This window comes from Comamonas sp., from assembly GCF_009360615.1.
GTDB lineage: Bacteria > Pseudomonadota > Gammaproteobacteria > Burkholderiales > Burkholderiaceae_C > Comamonas.
In genome coordinates, this window is sequence record NZ_SPEY01000041.1 from 43080 (window position 1) to 61895 (window position 18816).

The window sequence follows — 18816 nt, forward strand, 5'->3', positions numbered from 1 at the left end:
AAAGAGAGCTGCCAGCGCTTGATGGCCAATCGCTGGCAGCTCTTTTTACTTGAAATCCCTGCTTTAGTGGGATTCGGCGCTCCTGATGGCATCCGCCACCTGGGACGGCGTCACATCACCCTTCTGGCGGCCCCAGCGCAGGCGCATGTAATTGACCAGATCGGCCATGTCTTCATGGCTGAGCTGATCGGCAAAGCCGGGCATGGCCTGCATGCGCTCGCCATGGGCCAGATCACGCTCGGGCAGGCCTTCGCGGATCACGCGCACCAGATTCAGCGGCGTGGGGAACATGGCCGTGGTGTTGGTATCGAGTCGCAGCGAGGAATGTGGCTGGCCCTGGCCATCGACGCCATGACAGCCTGCGCACAGACCGATATAGACGCGCTCGCCATTGGCAGGGACCTGGGTCTGAGGCGCTTCGGCAACCGGTGGCCTGGACTCAGGATTTTCACCCTGCATCAGATAGGCGGCCATGGTCTTGAGGTCGCCCTCCTCCATATGCGCACTCGAATGCTGGAGCACGGGGAACATGCCCATGGTCATCACGCCCTGGGGCGAGAGGCCGGTGCGCAGAAACTGCACCAGGTCCTGCTCGCTCCAGCCGCGTGCGGCCAACGATTTGGGGCGCAGGTCGGGTGCGTAGGCGCCTTCGATCACATTGCCGGCCAGCGACTGCTTGAGGTCCATCGCAAAGCTGCTGGTGCGCGGCGTATGGCATTCGCCGCAGTGGCCCAGGGTGTTGACCAGATAGGCACCACGGTCCAGCGAGTTGGCGGCTTCAGGTGCGCCGCCGGGGTGTTGCTCACCCGAGGGGCGCTCCAGCGCATTCCACAGTGCGAGGCCGGGGCGGATGCTGAACGGGAAGTGCATCTCCGGCTTGCGGTTGGGCACTTCCACGGCAGGCTGGGCCTGCAGCCAGACCCAGAGCGCATCGACATCGGCGCGCGTGATGTCGTGATAGCTGGCGTAAGGCATGGCGGGATAGAGGTTCTTGCGCCCCGGTGCCATGCCGCGCGCCACGGCGCGGTAGAGATCGTCGGCCGACCACTTGCCTATGCCGTGCTCCCTGGAAGGCGAGATATTCGTGCCGTACAAGGTGCCCATGGGCGTGACCATGGCCATGCCTCCGGCCAGCTCGGCGCCCGTGGTGGGCGAGCTGTGACAGGCCGCGCAGTCGGCAGCGCGAAACACCTGCAGACCCCGATCGAACAGCTTTTGCTTTTGTTCGGCGCTGATGTTGGCAAAGTCCACCGTGGCAGGCGGCACGCTGCCGCTTGCACTGCCCGCGATATACATGCCGCCCAGCACCACCATGGCTGCGGCGGCAATGCCTGCGGCGATCCTGGTGAATTTGCTGCGTTGAGCTTTATCCATGACGGCTGACCTCCCGCGTACGCTGGCCCGTGGTCAGGCCCGGCGTGGCCAGAATCAGGTCGCGCACAGCGTGGTAGTAGCGCACATAGCCGGTGCAGCGGCAGATATGCTTGTCCAGCGCAGCTTCCACGGCTTCTTCCACGGCATTGGCGTCCACGGGCCTGGCCTGCAGCTGCTCCAGCAGCACCGTGGCCGAGTTCACAAAACCCGGTGTGCAATAGCCGCACTGAAACGAGAAATGCTCGAGAAACGCCTTTTGCACGGCAGAAGCCGTGATCCGGCCGGTGTCATCGATGCTGGCCGCACCTTCGATGGTGCGCAGGCTTTTGCCATTGAGCCAGGCCACGCCGGTCACGCAGGCGGGCACGGTGTGCGGGCCCTTGCCAGGTTCGTCCACGATGATGGTGCAGGCGCGGCACACACCCTGGCCGCAGCCCAGGCGGGTGCCGTTCAGGCCTGCGTACTCCTGCAGGAACTCGATCATCATCAGATCTGCGGGCAGCTCGTGCGGGCCGGTTTTTTGGCCGTTGATGGTGGCTGAAAACTGGATACGTTTCTGCATCACAATGCCTTTTTGATTCGTTCCGCGCTCAGCGGCAGTTGATAGAAGCGCTTTCCGGTGGCATGGGCCACGGCATTGGCGCAGGCAGCGACGACGGGAATCATCACCACTTCGGCCATGCCCTTGGGCGGATCGGTGCGCGAGACCGGGGGCAGCACATGGCCCTCGGCCGTCCACACGGCCAGCTCGCTGGCGCGCGGCAGGTGGTAGCGGTTGAAGTTCCAGCTGCCGTTGCCGGGTCCGCTCGGCCCCAGGGGCAGCTCTTCGTACAGTGCGTGACCGATTCCCATGGCCACTCCGCCCTGCAACTGGCCCGAGACCAGCTCGGGCACCAGTTGCGAGCCGCATTCCAGCCAGGTCTTGTGCCCCAGCAAGCTCACCTTGCCGGTGCCCGTCGATACGGCCAGCTCTACCAGCGTGGCGCAAGGCGCGTAGTACACGGCACCCGCCGCCAGGCGGTGTACCGGCGGATAACTGACCTTGACGCGCGGCTGGAAAGCATAGCCAGCGCTGTCCATCGCAGCCTTTTTGGCAGCATCGGCGCCGTCGCCGAAGCGAACGGAAAGGGCATCGATCTCGGCGGCGAAGCGCTTGCCGCCCAGCTCGAACTCGGCACTGGCCCAGGAGCGGCGATTGAAGGTGTGGACGCAGACACCAGTGACCAGGCCCAGTTCATGGGCGCGCGCGGCCAGGCGCTCCAGGGTCAAGGGCTCCATGGCTCCCGCCACCAGCTTGCCGTCCTTCCACTCGGCCTCGTCGAGCGACACCGGCATGCCCTGCAGCGGCCCGCCAAACGGCTGACCCCAGATGGACAGGGCCGCAGGCCACAGACCATGGGCCAGCAACAGCTTGGCGGCCTGGCGTGTGGTATGGGTGAAATAGTAGGCCGAATTGGAGGCCGATTGCGGCGAAGTGAAGCTGGGCACCCAGTACGGGTCCTGCGACTGGCGATCTTCATCGGCCTGGGGCGTGGAGTTGGGTTGCTCCTGCGTGTGCACGGGCATCTCCGGCCACTTCTGCGCCGCAAACTCCACCTCGTCCACAGGGCGGCCGAGAAAGGGCTCTGCGGCCAGCATCTGCGCCGTGGTGGTGCCGGTGCCGATTTCTGCCGTGATGTGCTTCATCTTGAGCCTGCCCTCTGGCGATAGCTCGATCAATGCCAGCGCGGCTTCGCCGGCGGTACCGAAGCTTTTCTGCACCGAGGCGAAACCCACGCCGTAACGCATTCCGGGATGGGCGGCCTCGTACTCGGCCTTGCGTTGGGCCCGCCTGACCCACACCGGGTCCTTGGCGGCGAGGGCCAGAATTTCACCGATGCGCAACTGGCCCGCAGGCACGGCGCCCTGGGTATTGCGCATGCCTGTGCGCAGCAGGTTCTTCTGCCGCAGCGCAATCGCATCCATGCCGATCCGCTCGGCAATTTCATCGACCAGCATTTCGGTCGGAGCCATGGACTGCAGCGTGCCGTAGCCGCGCACCGACCCCGCCGTGACCTCGCTGCTGGGGAAGACGGCCACCGACAGATCGCTCTTGGGGAAGTAGTACACCGACTGCGAAGACGCGACACCGAGCGTGCCGACCGAGGGGCTGAAGTTCATGGTGCCGCCGCCATCGCCGCGCATGTCCACCGAGAAGGCCTGGAACTGCCCCTCGGCATCCACGGCAATCGTAGTCTTGAGGTCGAAGGGGTGGCGCTTGAGCGCGAACTGGAAATGCTGCCAGCGGTCCAGCGCCAGCCGCACCGGGCGGCCTTGCGCATAAAGCGCCGCCAGACCCACGTAGAAAGGGAAGGAGTGATGCTCCTTCTGCCCGTAGCCCACGGTGAAGGCGCTCAGGTAGTCCATTTCCCTGAGCGCAAAGCGGCTGGCCTTGACCATGGCGACCACATGGCCCGCCGTGGCGTAGGGCGCCTGGGTGGCGCCCACCATGTGCATCACGCCCCTGCTCTCTTCATACCAAGCCAGACCGTTTTCGGGCTCCAGAGCGGCGGGCTCCATGGACTGGCTGTGGTAGTTGCGCGAGAAGACCTGGGTGCCCTCGGGCGGTTGCCTGAGCAGCTGCTGGATCTGGGCCGAATACTGCATGGCCTTGCCATGCTTGGGATCGTCCACGCCGGGCCATTGCACCTCGGGGCCGGTCAGCGGCGGGCGCACGATGCCGTTGATCAGCGGCGCATGCAGATCGGGCTCGTCATGCCTCTCGGCTCCCATGCGCACATAGCGCGCGGCCACATAGGGCTTGCGTTTGGGTGGTGTGGCGGCTGCGCCCCACTGGAAGATTCCGTCATTGAAACGCAGCAGGCGCACGGCTTCGCCGTAGCGCTCGTAGTCATGCCAGATCCCCATGGCCACGGGCTGCCCCAACATGGGCGAGACCTGGCCCTTGGGCAAGAAGTAGCTGCCGTAAAAACCCGGCTCGGGCATGTGCACGCCATCGGCCTCGGCGCGCTCGGCGTCCACCAGCACATCGGGGGCAAAGTCCTTGCCCAGCACGGACAGATCCAGACCTTCGTAGATGCGGTCGGCACGCGGAACCATGATCAAAAGCGCATAGGACTGCTTCTCGGGCCAGCCCTGCATGTCGCGCGCGCGCAGGTCGATGGCAAACAGCTTCTGTCCCGTGACCTTGGCCATGCCGTCGCGGCGGTGGCGCAGCCGGCCGCCGTCCATCCAGGCCGCGTCCTGACCGCTGGCCGGCGCGACCATCTGCGCCAGCGCCTGCTCCAGCGGGCGCACTCCGGCCACCACTCCCAGGGCGGCCGCGGCCTTCAAAAAGCTGCGCCGGCTCATATCCGATTTGGGCACATTCATTCTCCAGTGAGCAAACCGAAGCGGCGGCAGGCCAGCCCTCCGGTCGCAATTGACTCGCAGCGCTGCCCGGACAACCGGGCAACGCCCGGATATCTGCACATCGGCCAGCACTGCGGCCGGCCGGCATGGAGATATCGCTTTCAAAAAGAAAATCGATTTGGTATCTGGATTGCTTCAATCTTCTTTATGAATAATTGATGCAACGCCAAAACAACCAAATCGATTTGGGCAAAGTAAAGTATACAAAAACTTCTGCAATGCCTGCCGCGCGCTCTGCAATGACCGCCCGCACTCTCGAGGAATTCCATGGCCGACACGCCCAGCCAACGCATCACCATCTCCGACGTGGCCCGCCAGGCCGGTGTCTCGCGCACCACGGTCTCGCACGCGCTCAATGGCCGCGGACAGGTCGATCCAGCCACACGCCTGAAGGTGGAAGAAGCTGCACGCAACCTCGGCTACCGGCCCAATCGCCATGCGCAGCGCCTGCGCACAGGCGGTGCCAGCATGATTGCGCTGATGTCGTCCATGCCGTTCACGGTCTCGGGCGGCCCTTCGCGACTGGGCTTTTTCATGGAAGTGGCAGCGGTCGCGGCCCAATCGGCGCTCGAGCGCGGCCTGGTCATGGCGCTGGTTCCGCCTCACCGGCCCGGCCAGACTTCGCTGAACCTGCTCGATATCGACGGCGCACTGGTCATAGAGCCGCAGGCAGGCGACCCCCAGCTCGCGCAGTTGCAGCAGCAGGGCCTACCGGTGGTGTCCATCGGGCGCCCGGGTGGGGACGATGTCAACGTGCCCTATGTCGACCTGCTGTCAGGTCCGGCCACGCAGATGCTGCTCACGCATATGCTGGCCGCCGGAGCGAAGCAGATTGCGCTGGTGGTCGGTGCCTCGGAGCGCACCTCCTACAGCCAGGCCGAGCAGGCCTATGCGGCCATGGCTGCAGGCCATGGCATGCAGCCTGTGGTGCTGCGCATGGACGAAGCCGAGGGCGAGGACGGCGGCCATGCCGCAGCCCGGCAGTTGCTGGGCGAACACCCCGAGCTCGATGCACTGCTGGTCATGGTCGATGCCTTTGCCGTGGGCGCTGCCCGCTACGCCCAGCAGGCAGGCCTGCGCATTCCCGAAGACCTGATGCTGGCCACGCGTTACGACGGCCTGCGTGCGCGCAGTTGCGAGCCACCGCTGACGGCACTGGACCTACATCTGGAAGACATCGCCCAGCAGGCGGTCGATCTGCTGTTCGAGCATCTGCGTGGCGACACCACCCGGCGCGTGGCCACCGGGCCTCTGCCGGCACTGGCACTGCGCCGCTCCACGCAAAGAAAGCCCGGTTGAATCACTTCAACCGGGCTTTCAATCGTCGCAGCCCTGGCTATCGGCGCTCGTGAATACCGCCGCCGCGCCGATGCGGATCCAGCGGGTCAGGCCGTGGCATATTGCCGAAACACCTCGTCGAGACGCGCAATCCATTCCTGCTTCTGCGACTCGCTCGCGAAGCTCGCTTCCAGGCTGTTGCGTGCCAGCTGGTAGGCCTCGGGCGCGCCCATGCCCGTGGCGGCAAATAGCTGGGTGTAGTTCTCGTTGACATAGCCACCGAAATAGGCCGGGTCGTCCGAGTTGATCATGACCTTGAGCCCGGCCGCCAGGAGACGCGGCAGATTGTGATCTGCGAGGTCTTTGACCACGCAGAGCTTGAGATTCGACAACGGGCACACGGTCAGCGGAATCTGCTCCTTGACCAATCTCTGCATCAGCAGCGCATCCTGCTCGGACTGCACCCCGTGGTCGATGCGCTCCACGTTCAACGCATCCAGAGCGCCCCAGATGTAGGCGGGCGGCCCCTCCTCCCCGGCGTGGGCCACCAGGCGCAGGCCCAGCTGCCTGCAACGTGCAAACACGCGGGCGAACTTCTCGGGGGGATTGCCCAGTTCGCTGCTGTCCAGCCCCACGCCGATAAATCGGTCACGCAGCGGCAGCGCGGCCTCCAGCGTCTGCATGGCGCTTTCCTCGCTCAGATGGCGCAGAAAACTCAGGATCAGCGAAGAGGAAATGCCCTGCTCGATCTGCGCGTCGCGGCAGGCGCGGTAGAGACCGTTGATGACGGTCTCCATCGGCACACCCCGCTCGGTGTGGGTCTGCGGGTCAAAGAAGATTTCCGTGTGCACCACATTGTCGGCGACGGCGCGATCCAGGTAGGCACGCGCCATGTCGTAGAAATCCTGCTCGTGCAGCAGCACGCTGGCACCCGCGTAGTAGATGTCGAGAAAGCTCTGCAGATCGGTGAACGCATAGGCCGCGCGCAGCGCCTCCACGCTGTCATAGGCCAGAGATATCTGGTTGCGCTGCGCCAGCGCAAAAATCAGTTCAGGCTCCAGCGAGCCCTCGATATGCATGTGCAGCTCGGCCTTGGGCATGGCGCGCAGCAGCTCCGGCAGACGGGAAACATCTACGGCAGGCACGGTGTTCATCTCAATTCTCCTTGGCGCTGCGCGCCGTTCAGTATCCAGCCTATCAAACCGGGACGGCTCAAGCCATATGGCCGCCCCCATACCCCATAGGTCGGTGACTTCGGCCTTGCCGCCCCAAGCCGGTGGCTCAGCCACAGGCAGGCCGACGCGGCAAAACCTCTCCGGCCGGTCTCAGCAGGTTCCGAAGCCGATTGCCTGGGCCTTCAGGAAACGGCGATAGGCCGACGACATGCGGTCGGCCGCCGAATGCATTTCCGCACGGGGATCCAGCGGCAGTGCCTTGGGCAGCTGCGACTCCAGCACCGGCTGGTCCTGCACAAAGATGGTGTGCTGGAAGGTCCGCAGCTGCTCATCGGTCGATTCGAAGTCCGCGACCGCCAGCCGGAACCAGACGCGGCTGGTTTCGGGGGTGACGGGGCAGATGAACAGACCGATCTGCTCGCGCCAGCCTTGCCTGGAAGTGCCCTCTTCGGGAATCTTGGTCAGAACGGCCGTGTAGGCCGCAGTCACCTCGTAGGTGTACTCCACCTCCGCCGACTGGGTGGAGTGCAGATTGGACTGGGGCTGAACCGCCTTGCAGCCTGTCGCCAGCACGCCGGTGGAGGTCGCTTCCACCTTGTAGGCGGCAATGGCCGTGGCGTCACGGCTGCCCAGCCAGCCTTCATGCACAAAGCCGAAGTGGGACATGTCGAGGAAGTTCTCGATGATGCGCGGCGCACTGGCTGCCACATCGTAAGGCCCGCAGTTCACCTTGCGCAGATGCGGATCCGTGTCCGCTGCGAACACGGGCAGTTGACTGTCCGAAGGCTCGAGTCGCACCCAGATCAGGCCATAGGCTTCCTGCACCTCGAAGGCCTGCACGCGCTGCGATGCAGGGGGCGTGAAGTCAGGCACGGCCGGCACTTTCACGCATTGCCCCTGCGACGAAAATTGCCAGCCGTGATAGGGGCATTCCAGATGCCCGTTCTCCACACGCCCCATGGACAGCCGAGCACCGCGGTGCGGGCAGCGGTCCACAAAGGACTGAACCCGGCCTTCGGCATCGCGCCACAGCACCAGAGGCTGTTCCAGCAGCCGCACGGAAAACGGCGCACTCACCACCTCGGAGGATTGGGCAACAGGATGCCAGAGGGTACGTTCAGTCATGGAGATACTCGTGAAAATCGAAATACAAAGGGCCGCCCTGCGGCGGCCCTGTCGCTGCTAGTCGTGTCCGCACGACGGTTGGCAGCCCACACTCCCCGGCAAACCCCGAGGGATGCCTTGAAGACATGCGCCACCGGCCGCAACCCGCATGCAGATGCGGCGCGAAGCCCGATCGGCAGTGCTTACTTGGCGTCGCCGCCTGGCACTTTGCCTTCCACGCCCTTGACGTAGAAGTTGATGCCTTTGAGGAAACCGTCATCGGCGACCTTGTCGGCAGCGATCAGCTCCTTGCCGTCCTGGCCGGTGATCGGGCCTTTCCAGATGGTGAATGTACCTTCCTTCAGCCCCTTTTTCACGTCGTCAACCTTTGCCTTGATCTCGGCGGGGATGTCGTCGGCCAGGGACACGATGTCGATCACGCCCTCCTTGACGCCCCACCAGGTCTGGCGGCTGCTCCACTTGCCGTCCAGTGCGCTGCGCGTGGAGTCGATGTAGTAAGGCGCCCAGTTGATGATGGAGGAACCCAGGTGAGCCTTGGGACCGTAGGCCGTCATGTCCGAATCCCAGCCGAAGGCACGCTTGCCTTTTTCCTCGGCCGTCTTGAGCACCGCCGGCGAATCGGTATTCTGGAACAGGATGTCGGCACCGCCATTGATCAGGCTGGTTGCCGCCTCGGTTTCCTTGGGCGGGCTGAACCACTCATTGACCCAGACCACCTTGGTCTTGATCTTGGGGTTCACGGACTGGGCACCCAGCGTGAAGCTGTTGATATTGCGGATGACTTCGGGAATCGGCACCGAACCCACCACGCCCAGGGTGTTGGACTTGGTCATGCCGCCGGCAATGATGCCGGCCAGATAGGCGCCTTCGTATGTGCGGCTGTCATACGTGCTGACATTGGCGGCGGTCTTGTAGCCGGTGGCGTGTTCCCACTTCACGTCGGCGAACTCGGGGGCCAGCTTCTGGATCACGTCCATGTAGCCGAAGGTGGTGCCGAACACCAGCTTGTTGCCCTGGGAGGCCATGTCGCGCAGCACGCGCTCGGCATCGGCACCTTCGGGCACGCTCTCCACGTAGCTGGTCTTGATCTTGTCGCCAAACTCTTTTTCCAGGGCCTTGCGGGCCTGGTCATGGGCAAAGGACCAGCCACCGTCGCCCACCGGGCCGACATAAGCAAAAGCAATCTTCAGAGGTTCCGGAGCTGCGGCGGCAGGAGCGGCAGCGGGGGCAGCAGCTGGCGCCGGTGCTTCTTCCTTCTTGCCGCAGCCCACGAGAGCGGCCGAGGCCACAGCCGTCAGTGCAGCGACCTTGATCAATGAACGCTTGTGCAAATCAGTCATTAAAGTTTCCTTGGAACAAAGAGTGAGGTTTGAAACCGGCAACAGCGCAGTACCTGGGATGCCGGTTACACCTTGGGCAATATATGCATAAACCGAGCCAAATTGCAGCCCGGTATCCTGAAAACGACAGCGCAAAAAGAAAGGCCCCGAGGGGCCTTTGATCGGACGTCGGTCGGACGTCCCGCAGTCAATGCTTATTTGGCGCCGGGCACCTTGCCCTCGATACCGTTCACATAGAAGTTGATGCTGCGCAGCCAGGCGTCGTCCGCCACCTTGCCGGCTTCCAGCAACTCCTTGCCGGTGTTGTCCTTGATGGGACCTGTCCAGACGGCGAAGGAGCCGTCCTTCAGGCCGGCGCGGGCCTTCTCCACCTTGTCCTTGATTTCCTGGGGCACGTCGTCGGCGATCTTCTTCAGATCGATGGCGCCTTCCTTCACGCCCCACCAGAAGTTGCCGGTCTGCCACTTGCCGGCCAGCGTGTCTTCCACCACCTTGGTGTAGTAGGGAGTCCAGTCGATCACGGCCGAGCCCAGGTGGGCCTTGGGCGCGAAGCCGCTCATGTCGCCGTCCTTGCCGAAGGCACGCGCACCGCGCTCCTCGGCCGTCTTCAGCACGGCGGGAGAGTTGGTGTTCTGGTACATCACGTCCACACCGCCGTTGATCAGGCTGTTGGCGGCTTCGGATTCCTTGGGAGGGGCGAACCACTCGTTCACCCAGACCACCTTGGCCTTGATGGAGGGATCGATGCTCTGGGCACCCAGCACGAAGCTGTTGATATTGCGCACCACCTCGGGGATGGGCACCGATGCCACCACGCCCACGGTCTTGGTCTTGGTCATGGCGCCCGCCACGATACCGGCCAGATAAGCGCCTTCAAAGGTCTTGGTGTCGTAGACGGCCGCGTTGTCGGCCGTCTTGTAGCCGGTGGCATGCTCGAACTTCACATCCTTGGCATCGGCAGCAACCTTTTGCACGAAATCCTGGTAGCCGAAGCTGGTGGCGAAGATCAGCTTGTTGCCCTGGCCGATCATGTCGCGCATCACGCGCTCGGCATCGGCAGACTCGGGAACGCTCTCGACCATGGAGGTCTCGATCTTGTCACCGAACTTCTCCTGAATGGCCTTGCGACCCAGCTCGTGCTGATAGGTCCAGCCACCGTCGCCGATGGGGCTCACATACATGAAGCCGATCTTGAGCTTGTCGGCAGCAGGCGCTGCCGCAGGTGCGGCGGCAGGCGCTGCAGGAGCCTCTTCCTTCTTGCCGCAAGCGGTCAGCACCGCCATGGAAACAGCCGACAGGCCGATCATCTTGATCAGCGCACGTTTGCCCAGAGTCGTCATTGGAGTTGTCCTCTCGTTATTTTTGAAAAGCGGATTGCACCACATTTGGGCATCACGCTCCAGGGTAGAAGGGTTTTCCCAGGGAGGCCGGCATATTGGCTCGAATCCAGGTCGGATTGCGCGAGATCAGCACCAGCACCACGATGGTGGCCAGATACGGCAGCATGGACAGAATCTGGCTGGGCACCTGGACCCCTGTGGCCTGCAGATGGAACTGCAGCATGGTCACCCCGCCAAACAGATAGGCGCCCAGCAGGACGCGGGCCGGCCGCCAGGTCGCGAATGTCGTCAGCGCCAGCGCGATCCAGCCTCGACCCGACACCATGTTCTCCACCCACAGCGGCGTGTAGACCACGGAGATGAAGGCGCCCGCCAGGCCGCACATGGCCCCGCCGAACACCACGGCCATCAGGCGTATGCGGCGCACGGGGTAGCCCAGGGCATGAGCCGAGGATGGCGACTCGCCGACCGAGCGCAACACCAGGCCCGCACGCGTGCGGTACAGGAACCAGACCATCACGGCCGCCAGCACGATGGCACCGTAGACCAGCGGGTGCAGCGTGAACAGGGCCGGCCCCACGACCGGCAGATCTGCCAGGCCGGGAATGGCGTACTTGGGCAGCTCGGGCAGCTTGGCCTGCACATAGCCCAGACCCACAAACGCCGAGAAGCCCGCGCCGAACAGCGACAGTGCAAGACCGGTTGCATACTGGTTGGTGTTGAACCAGATCACCAGCCCGCCAAAGATGGCGGCTAGCAGGGCTCCGGCCAGCATGCCCGCACCAAAGCCGACCCAGGTATTGCCGGTGTGCACGGTGGCGGCAAAACCGGCAATGGCGGCGCAAAGCATCATGCCTTCGGCGCCGAGATTGACGATGCCCGATTTTTCATTGATCAGCAGGCCCAGGGCCGCCAGCGCCAGAACCGTGCCGGCGCTGAGCGTGGAGCCCAGTAGCAGTGCATAGGATTCCATGGATCAGCCTCCCTTCACTGCAGAGATGGCGCTGCCGGCCTTTTTCGCCACCCAGCGGATGCGATAGGCCACCAGCGTGTCGCAGGCCAGCAGGGCGAACAACAGCAGTCCCTGGAAGACGCCGGTCAGCGCCTTGGGCAGACCCAGCCGCGACTGCGCCAGCTCGCCACCGATATAAAACATGCTCATGAGAATGGCCGAGAAAATCATGCCTACCGGATGCAGGCGTCCCACGAAGGCGACGATGATGGCCGCAAAGCCGTAGCCTGCGGGCACATAGGGCGTGAGCTGACCCAGGGGTCCGGCAACTTCCAGCGCCCCTGCCAGACCGGCTGTGGCACCGGAAATCAGCAGCGCCGTCCACAGTGCCTTGCGCGAGGAAAAACCGGCATAGCGTGCCGCCGACGGGGCCAGCCCACCGACCTGCAGCGCGAAGCCGGCACGCGTGCGAAACAGGAACGCCCACAGCAGACCGGCTCCCAGCAGCGAGATGATGACGCCGATATTCATGCGCATGCCCTGCACCAGCCGAGGAATCTGCGTCACCCGCTCGAAGCTCTTGGTCTGCGGGAAGTTGTAGCCCATGGGATCCTTCCAGGGGCCATAGACCAGATAGCCCAGCACCAGCGTGGCCACATAGACCAGCATCAGGCTGACCAGGATTTCGTTGGCGTTGAAGCGGTCGCGCAGCAGGGCGACGATGCCGGCCCAGACCATGCCGCCCAGCATGCCGGCGATCAGGATGGCCGGCACGATCCAGGGTCCCGTGGTCTTGTCGGCCAGCAAGGCAATGCCGCCGGCAGCCACCGCACCGATGACGAACTGGCCTTCGGCGCCGATATTCCAGACATTGGAGCGAAAGCAAACGGCCAGCCCCAGCGCAATCAGCAGCAGGGGCGTGGCCTTCACGGCCAGCTCGCCCAGGGCATAGCCCGACCTGATGGGCTCCCAGAAAAAGGCCTGCAGGCCCTTGACCGGATCCTTGCCCAGCAGCGCGAACAGGCAGACCCCGACCAGCACGGTGATCAGCAACGCCAGAATCGGCGATCCATAAGTCCAGAATCTGGAGGCCTGGGGACGTTGTTCCAGCTTAAGCATGGGCACCTCCCTGCACCGCTGCCGCATCCCAGAGACCGCTCATCCATTCGCCAATCTGCTGCACCGTAGCAGCCGCTCTATCCACCGAAGGGCTCAGCCGGCCCTTGGCCACCACATGCAGGCGGTCGCAAATCTCGAACAACTCGTCCAACTCCTCACTGACCACCAGCACGGCGCACCCCTGGTCGCGCAGCTTCAGAATCTCGCCCCGGATCTGCGCCGCAGCGCCCACATCCACCCCCCAGGTAGGCTGAGAGATGATGAGCAGACGCGGTCTGGCATCAATTTCACGACCCACGATGAACTTCTGCAGATTGCCGCCCGACAGCGACTGCGCGGCCGAGTTCGGACCGCCGGCCTTGACGTTGAAGCGCGCAATGATGTCCCGGGCCTGCGCCTGCAGAGCCGCCATGCGAATCCAGCCCCCCCTTGCAACCGCAGTCTTGCGCGTCAGCAGCAGGTTGTGGGCCAGGCCCATGCTGGGCACGGCCCCGCGCCCCAGCCGTTCTTCAGGCACGAAATGCAGGCCCATGCCACGGCGCCGGTTCGGCCCCATGCGGCCCACGCCCTTGCCCAGCAACTGAACGGCCTCCGGCTCGGAACGGGTGTCCTCGCCGGACAGCGCGTACATCAGCTCCTTCTGGCCGTTGCCGGAGACGCCTGCGATACCGACGACCTCGCCCGCACGCACCTGCAGCGCAATGCTCTGCAGATCGACCCCGAAGGGGTCCTGGCTCCTGAGGGACAGCCCCTGCACACGCAGCACGGTGTCGCCGGCATTGGCACTGCGGCGTTCCAGCTCCGGCGGCTCAGAGCCGATCATCATGCGCGACAGGGAAGCATTGCTCTCGTTGGCCGGGTTGCACTCCCCCGTCACCACGCCTCCGCGCAACACCGTGCAGGCCGTGCAAAGCGAGCGGATTTCATGCAGCTTGTGGCTGATATAGAGGATGGAACAGCCCTCCGCAGCCAGACGGCGCAGAACGACAAACAGCATCTCCACCGCCTGGGGCGTGAGCACCGAGGTAGGCTCATCCAGGATCAGCACACGGGGATTGGTCAGCAGGGCACGGATGATTTCCACACGCTGCATTTCGCCGACGGAAAGCGTGTGCACGGGGCGATGCGGGTCCACCTCCAGCCCGTAATCGCGGGCCGTGGCCTGGATATTCTCTATCACCTTGGCCAGGGCAATGCTCTTGTCCAGGCCCAGCCAGACGTTCTCTGCCACGGTCAGTGTGTCGAACAGGCTGAAATGCTGGAACACCATGGCAATGCCCAGGGCCCGGGCTTCCTGCGGATTGCGGATCTGCACCGGCTTGCCGTCGACGAGGATGGCGCCCTCGTCAGGCTTGACCGCACCGTAGATGATCTTCATCAGCGTGGACTTGCCAGCGCCGTTTTCGCCCAGGATGGCGTGGATTTCGCCAGGCTGAACTTTCAGCGATACCTTGCTATTCGCAACCACAGCCGGGTACCGCTTGGTAATACCTTCCAGCTGCAAGCGCGCAGGCGCACTCGCAGAGGGGGAATGTGTCGGGGGGGGATTCATCGCTGAATTGTCTCTCAATTCAAATAACAAATTGACTCAAACAGGCTCTATGCGCTGAACAGGAATACGATACAAGCTATTGATTTCGCAGCGTTAGTGCCACATTGCGAACCACCTCTCGCAGCCAGCGTGTGGCGGCACCAGCATGCGAACGCGCATGCCAGAGCTGGTAGTAGACCAACGGGGGGAATTCCACAGGGCAAGGCAATATGGCCAGGGACAGACGTTCGCTGAAACGCTCGCAGAACAATCTGCCCGAGGTCATGACAAGCAAGCTTGATGCCACCATGTCGGGTATCAGACTGAAATGCGCGCAGCGTGCCACCACCTGGCGACTCAGCCCCATGCCCGCCAACTGCTCGTCTATCACGCCCAGGGCACCGGGATAGGCCGGTGTAGGCGCAATGTGCTCGGCCTCCAGCCATTGCTGTATATCCCAGCCCCTGCGCACTGCCGGATGCTTGGGACTGACCAGGCAGACCACCTCGTCCTCGAACAGCTTGGCCATGTGCAGACCTTCCGGAGGCTGCGGCCAGTTGCCGATGACCACATCGATCTCGCCATCGGCCAGTTGCCCCTCGTAATGCGCCTCGGCGCTCAGCGGCAGAAAGTCCACCGGACAATGCGGGGCCTGCGCTTTCATGGCCGACATCAGCCGCGGCAGGAACTGGGGATCCAGATAGTCACTGGCCGCAATGCGGAAAGTACGCGTCGAGGTACGCGGGTCAAAATGCCGCGCATCGCTGAACAGTCCTTCGGCGGCACGCAGAATGTCTGCCGAAGGCTGGACCATGCGCAGACCCACATCGGTAGGCTGCATCTGTGCCCCTGACCGCACCAGCAGAGGATCGCCCGCCAGTTCGCGCAGACGCCGCAAGGCGGCCGACACCGCCGGCTGGTGCATGCCCAGCCGCAGGGCCGCCCTGGAGACGCTGCGCTCCGTCAGCACGGTGTGCAGCACCCTGATCAGGTGCAAATCTATCTTGTCGAACAAGGTCTGGTCGCGCATAGGTCACGGCCATCCGGGCACTTGGCACGGCCAGCCTTATCCATTTTGTATACAAAGCAGCCGCAGAGCGTAACTCAGTCAGCCCCGTTGGGGAGCCAAGGGATTGCCCTCTAGGCCGTCAAATCTGCCTTGAATTCAGCATGCCCAATCGGGCTCAGACCGCAGCCGTCATCACTTCCACGCGGTTGCGCCCTTTGCGCTTGGCGGCGTAGCAGGCCATATCGGCCCCCTTGAAAGCGCTGGCAGCGGTGTGGTAGCTGGCATCGAGCAACAGCATGCCGATGCTGGCACTCAACATATAGCGCTGGCCCTGGTAGGAGCCCTCCCAGTCCTGGATGGCCATGCACAGCAGCTGCGCATGGCGCATGCCCTCTTCCCGGCTGATTCCGGCCATGAGAATCGCAAACTCGTCGCCCCCCACCCTGGCCACCCAGCCATGAGGACGCACCGTGGACTCGATCAGCCGGGCGATATGACCGAGCACCTCGTCGCCCACCTCGCGCCCCCCTTGACGATTGACCTGGGAAAAGTGGTCCAGATCCACGTACAGCACGATGCCGTGCACCATGGGCTCGCTCTGCGAGCGCGCGACCGCATTCGCGCGCCCCATGCTTTCCAGATAATCCCGGCTCGTATACTCCTGCAGCCATTCCTTGAGGCGCAGGGCAAAGGCCGTCCGGTTGGGCAGGCGCGTCAAGGGATCGTGCATGGCTTTCCAGCTCGATTGCTCGCGCAACTGGCGCTGGGTGGTCACATCCTCCAGCTCCCAGACCAGATACTGGCCGTCCAGCGCCTTGCCCGACTGCTCCCAGGCACGGTGCATGCGCTGCATGCTCTGCCCATGGATTCGCACCCATATGGGCCGTGAATCCTTGCGCATCAGGCAGACTTCGCCATCAAACTGTCCGTAGGTGTCCAGTGCCCGCCGGACCCGCCCCATCAGATCCTCATGATCGGCATCGCTGGCGCAGAGATCACGCACGGCCAGGCCCTGCATTTCCCGAGGCCGATAGCCCAAGACCCTGGCGGCCTGCATGCCCACACGCTGCACCGTGACCCCATGCGTCACGATCAGGCCCACGGGCGCATAGTCCATCAAGGTCTGCAACTGCATCTGCAGTTCACGCTCCTGCTCGCCATGCGCCTCATATCCGCCGCCCAGGGCCTGCAAGGCAGAGCGCAGGGTCAGGGCTTCTCCCCAGTCATGATCGGACAGGCCGCGCCACCAGCTGGCGCCCCGGCTGACCGAATCCAACTCCAGCATCACGCCTCGGCGGGAGGCCCGCTCCGCCGAGCGAAACAGGGCGGTCAGCGGATAGGCGATCAGGCACAGCACCCCTCCCAGCAATCCGGCCAATGCCAGCAAGGCTGCGGCCAGCCAGCCCATCGTCCTCGCAGAGACCCCCGGCACCCATTCCTGAACATCGCTGACCTTCAGCAGAGTCCACTGGGCCCAGGGCAAAGGCATGGCACTCCAGAGTTTGCCGTTTCTCTGCTCGCTGACCGCACCGGCCTGCGCCATCTTGAGCCAGGCCCGATCAATTCCGGCCGGCAGAACGGCGTCGCCTGCCGCGGCCGGCCATTGCCACTGCCCCTTGCTGCTCAGAGCCAGCGGGCGATGATCGCGGTCGATCAGCAGCAACTGACCGCCCGCTTCGGCAGAGGTGGACTCCAGCGAGAACAAGACCGACAGCGGTGCCCGGTAGCTGCCTCCCAGAACCCCCAGCAGCTTGCCTTGCAGATCGCGCACCGGCACGACGTATTGAAACTCCAGCTGCAGCCCTGCATCGCCAGGACGCACCCAGGCCTGGGTGATGGGTTTGCCTTCCGCCAGCGAACGCTTGAGCACTTCGCGCAGGGACTCGTCAAGCTGCTCCGCGGACATCGCCTGCTCCTGGCGCAGATTGACCAGCAACTGCCCTTTGCCATTGGCAAGCTGGATCTGCTCATACTGCTGCGCCATGGAGGCGGGCTGCCTGAGCATGGCCTCCAGCGATTCCTGAGAATCGTGCATATGCCCGGCAAGCACGGAGGACAGAGCATGCAAGGGCTTTTGCTGCTGCTCGACCCTGAAGGCCAGCGAGCGCGCCGCATACTCCAGCGCCTTGGTCTGCGCCGGCAACGCACCATCCGTGACGGCCCGGCGCAGCGCGTAGGCCACCCAGCCCGCAGCGCCAGCACCGGCCAGCAGCACGGCGATCATGGCAATCAGGACCATGCTGCGCAGCATCGGCCCGGGACCTCTGCGCACACGGTCTGCAACTGCCGCAGCCTCCTCTGGCTGCGGCGGCGCAACCCAGGGCGGCTCTGATGGCAGTGAGAGAACGGCATCTGACATGGGCCTCAATATAGAGAGCCGATGTCCGCAGCCCAACGAGAGGAAACCCCGGAGATTGTCGATAAATGCTACGCCGCCCCCTGCTTTTCTGCACTCTGTCGCAGACCGCAGGGCCTCTCACGCCCAGCCTGGTATTTACCCCAGCGTGAGCACTTCCAGAGCACCCGGCCTGGGCAGTTCGATGACATTGCCTCGGCCGGCAATCAGGCCATGCTCGCGCAACTGCCTGAGCACTCGCGAGAAGGTTTCCGGTGCAATCCCCAATTGGGCGGCGATCATGCGTTTGCGCGCCTTGAGGGTGACACGCAAGCCCATGCCGTTTCCAGCCGGACTGGCATGACTCAGCAGCCACTGTGCGCAGCGCGCTTCGGCGTCCTGCGCCAGGCGGCTGACGGCCAGTTCGGTCTGCGAGCAATAGGCCCTGGCCATATCCCTGAGCAGGCACTGCACGGCCGGCGTCAGCTCCGCGACAGCCCCGAGAAAGCGCGCCAGAGGAATGATGTGGATACGCCCCGCCGTCTGCGCCTGCATGTCGAGGCAGGGCGGGCGATCCTGCAGTGCAAAAGCCGCATCCAGCCAGGCCGGCCCTTCCACCTGTCCGAGATGATGGCGCATGGCCGAATCCTGTCCGACACCCAGCATCACGCTTCCGCTTTCCAGGTACAGGACCGAATCGAGGGCTTTGCGACGTTGCCTGAGCCAAGAGCCTGGAGCAAAGCTCTCAGGCTGCCCAAACGTGGAAGCGATTTGCGACATGGAGGGCATGGTGAACATAGACTGCACTGTGCCGGGCTTTTGACCGA

Annotated in this window: 14 protein-coding genes; 1 reads left to right on the forward strand and 13 read right to left on the reverse strand. The window is 64.0% G+C overall.

Annotated features, from left to right (window positions below; genetic code table 11):
* Window positions 1–63: 63 nt before the first annotated feature.
* From E2583_RS12465 to E2583_RS12475, 3 genes are read right to left on the reverse strand one after another with little or no spacing between them, the layout of a single operon-like run.
* The gene (locus E2583_RS12465; protein ID WP_291596162.1) at window positions 64–1374 is read right to left on the reverse strand and encodes a cytochrome c; all 1311 of its coding nucleotides are present in this window, start codon (window positions 1372–1374) and stop codon (window positions 64–66) included.
* Window positions 1367–1936 carry a 2Fe-2S iron-sulfur cluster-binding protein gene (locus E2583_RS12470; RefSeq protein ID WP_291596164.1) on the reverse strand — a complete coding sequence of 190 codons (570 nt, stop codon included), beginning with the start codon at window positions 1934–1936 and terminating at the stop codon, window positions 1367–1369. Before E2583_RS12470 ends, E2583_RS12465 begins: the two co-directional genes overlap by 8 nt.
* Window positions 1936–4746: a molybdopterin cofactor-binding domain-containing protein gene (locus E2583_RS12475; RefSeq protein WP_291596166.1), complete on the reverse strand. Its 2811-nt coding sequence runs from the start codon at window positions 4744–4746 to the stop codon at window positions 1936–1938. The genes E2583_RS12470 and E2583_RS12475 overlap by 1 nt, the downstream gene beginning before the upstream one ends.
* Before the next feature lie 306 nt (window positions 4747–5052).
* Between E2583_RS12475 and E2583_RS12480 the strand changes: the two genes are divergently transcribed.
* Window positions 5053–6084 carry a LacI family DNA-binding transcriptional regulator gene (locus E2583_RS12480; RefSeq protein ID WP_291596168.1) on the forward strand — a complete coding sequence of 344 codons (1032 nt, stop codon included), beginning with the start codon at window positions 5053–5055 and terminating at the stop codon, window positions 6082–6084.
* An 86-nt stretch (window positions 6085–6170) separates the two neighbouring features.
* Here E2583_RS12480 and E2583_RS12485 read toward each other — a convergent pair whose 3' ends face one another.
* The 10 genes from E2583_RS12485 to E2583_RS12530 all read right to left on the reverse strand — a co-directional run bounded on the left by E2583_RS12485 (window position 6171) and on the right by E2583_RS12530 (window position 18787).
* On the reverse strand, window positions 6171–7217 hold the full coding sequence (locus E2583_RS12485; protein WP_291596170.1) for an adenosine deaminase: 1047 nt from the start codon (window positions 7215–7217) through the stop codon (window positions 6171–6173).
* A 171-nt stretch (window positions 7218–7388) separates the two neighbouring features.
* Complete coding sequence (locus tag E2583_RS12490; protein ID WP_291596172.1) at window positions 7389–8363, reverse strand: aromatic ring-hydroxylating dioxygenase subunit alpha; 975 nt, start codon at window positions 8361–8363, stop codon at window positions 7389–7391.
* A gap of 182 nt (window positions 8364–8545) precedes the next feature.
* Entirely contained in the window at window positions 8546–9703 is a 1158-nt protein-coding gene (locus E2583_RS12495; RefSeq protein WP_291596173.1) for a BMP family ABC transporter substrate-binding protein, read from the reverse strand.
* 194 nt (window positions 9704–9897) lie between these two features.
* Window positions 9898–11043 (reverse strand): BMP family ABC transporter substrate-binding protein, encoded by a 1146-nt coding sequence (locus E2583_RS12500; protein ID WP_291596174.1) that lies wholly within the window; start codon window positions 11041–11043, stop codon window positions 9898–9900.
* A 52-nt stretch (window positions 11044–11095) separates the two neighbouring features.
* Window positions 11096–12016: an ABC transporter permease gene (locus tag E2583_RS12505; RefSeq protein ID WP_291596175.1), complete on the reverse strand. Its 921-nt coding sequence runs from the start codon at window positions 12014–12016 to the stop codon at window positions 11096–11098.
* Window positions 12017–12019: 3 nt separating this feature from the next.
* Complete coding sequence (locus tag E2583_RS12510) at window positions 12020–13114, reverse strand: ABC transporter permease (RefSeq protein ID WP_291596176.1); 1095 nt, start codon at window positions 13112–13114, stop codon at window positions 12020–12022.
* Window positions 13107–14666 carry an ABC transporter ATP-binding protein gene (locus E2583_RS12515; RefSeq protein WP_291596178.1) on the reverse strand — a complete coding sequence of 520 codons (1560 nt, stop codon included), beginning with the start codon at window positions 14664–14666 and terminating at the stop codon, window positions 13107–13109. The genes E2583_RS12510 and E2583_RS12515 overlap by 8 nt, the downstream gene beginning before the upstream one ends.
* A 76-nt stretch (window positions 14667–14742) precedes the next feature.
* Window positions 14743–15675 (reverse strand): LysR family transcriptional regulator, encoded by a 933-nt coding sequence (locus E2583_RS12520; RefSeq protein WP_003052476.1) that lies wholly within the window; start codon window positions 15673–15675, stop codon window positions 14743–14745.
* 154 nt (window positions 15676–15829) lie between these two features.
* Window positions 15830–17926, reverse strand: a complete 2097-nt coding sequence (locus E2583_RS12525; protein WP_291596182.1) for a diguanylate cyclase — start codon at window positions 17924–17926, stop codon at window positions 15830–15832.
* Window positions 17927–18148: 222 nt separating this feature from the next.
* Window positions 18149–18787 carry a Crp/Fnr family transcriptional regulator gene (locus E2583_RS12530; protein ID WP_291596184.1) on the reverse strand — a complete coding sequence of 213 codons (639 nt, stop codon included), beginning with the start codon at window positions 18785–18787 and terminating at the stop codon, window positions 18149–18151.
* Window positions 18788–18816: the final 29 nt, after the last annotated feature.

Bases quoted from the DNA above. Each gene is read 5' to 3' on its own strand.
- E2583_RS12465 (WP_291596162.1), bottom strand. From the start codon at position 1,374: ATGGATAAAGCTCAACGCAGCAAATTCACCAGGATCGCCGCAGGCATT.
- E2583_RS12470 (WP_291596164.1), bottom strand. From the start codon at position 1,936: ATGCAGAAACGTATCCAGTTTTCAGCCACCATCAACGGCCAAAAAACC.
- E2583_RS12475 (WP_291596166.1), bottom strand. From the start codon at position 4,746: ATGAATGTGCCCAAATCGGATATGAGCCGGCGCAGCTTTTTGAAGGCC.
- E2583_RS12480 (WP_291596168.1), top strand. From the start codon at position 5,053: ATGGCCGACACGCCCAGCCAACGCATCACCATCTCCGACGTGGCCCGC.
- E2583_RS12485 (WP_291596170.1), bottom strand. From the start codon at position 7,217: ATGAACACCGTGCCTGCCGTAGATGTTTCCCGTCTGCCGGAGCTGCTG.
- E2583_RS12490 (WP_291596172.1), bottom strand. From the start codon at position 8,363: ATGACTGAACGTACCCTCTGGCATCCTGTTGCCCAATCCTCCGAGGTG.
- E2583_RS12495 (WP_291596173.1), bottom strand. From the start codon at position 9,703: ATGACTGATTTGCACAAGCGTTCATTGATCAAGGTCGCTGCACTGACG.
- E2583_RS12500 (WP_291596174.1), bottom strand. From the start codon at position 11,043: ATGACGACTCTGGGCAAACGTGCGCTGATCAAGATGATCGGCCTGTCG.
- E2583_RS12505 (WP_291596175.1), bottom strand. From the start codon at position 12,016: ATGGAATCCTATGCACTGCTACTGGGCTCCACGCTCAGCGCCGGCACG.
- E2583_RS12510 (WP_291596176.1), bottom strand. From the start codon at position 13,114: ATGCTTAAGCTGGAACAACGTCCCCAGGCCTCCAGATTCTGGACTTAT.
- E2583_RS12515 (WP_291596178.1), bottom strand. From the start codon at position 14,666: ATGAATCCCCCCCCGACACATTCCCCCTCTGCGAGTGCGCCTGCGCGC.
- E2583_RS12520 (WP_003052476.1), bottom strand. From the start codon at position 15,675: ATGCGCGACCAGACCTTGTTCGACAAGATAGATTTGCACCTGATCAGG.
- E2583_RS12530 (WP_291596184.1), bottom strand. From the start codon at position 18,787: ATGTTCACCATGCCCTCCATGTCGCAAATCGCTTCCACGTTTGGGCAG.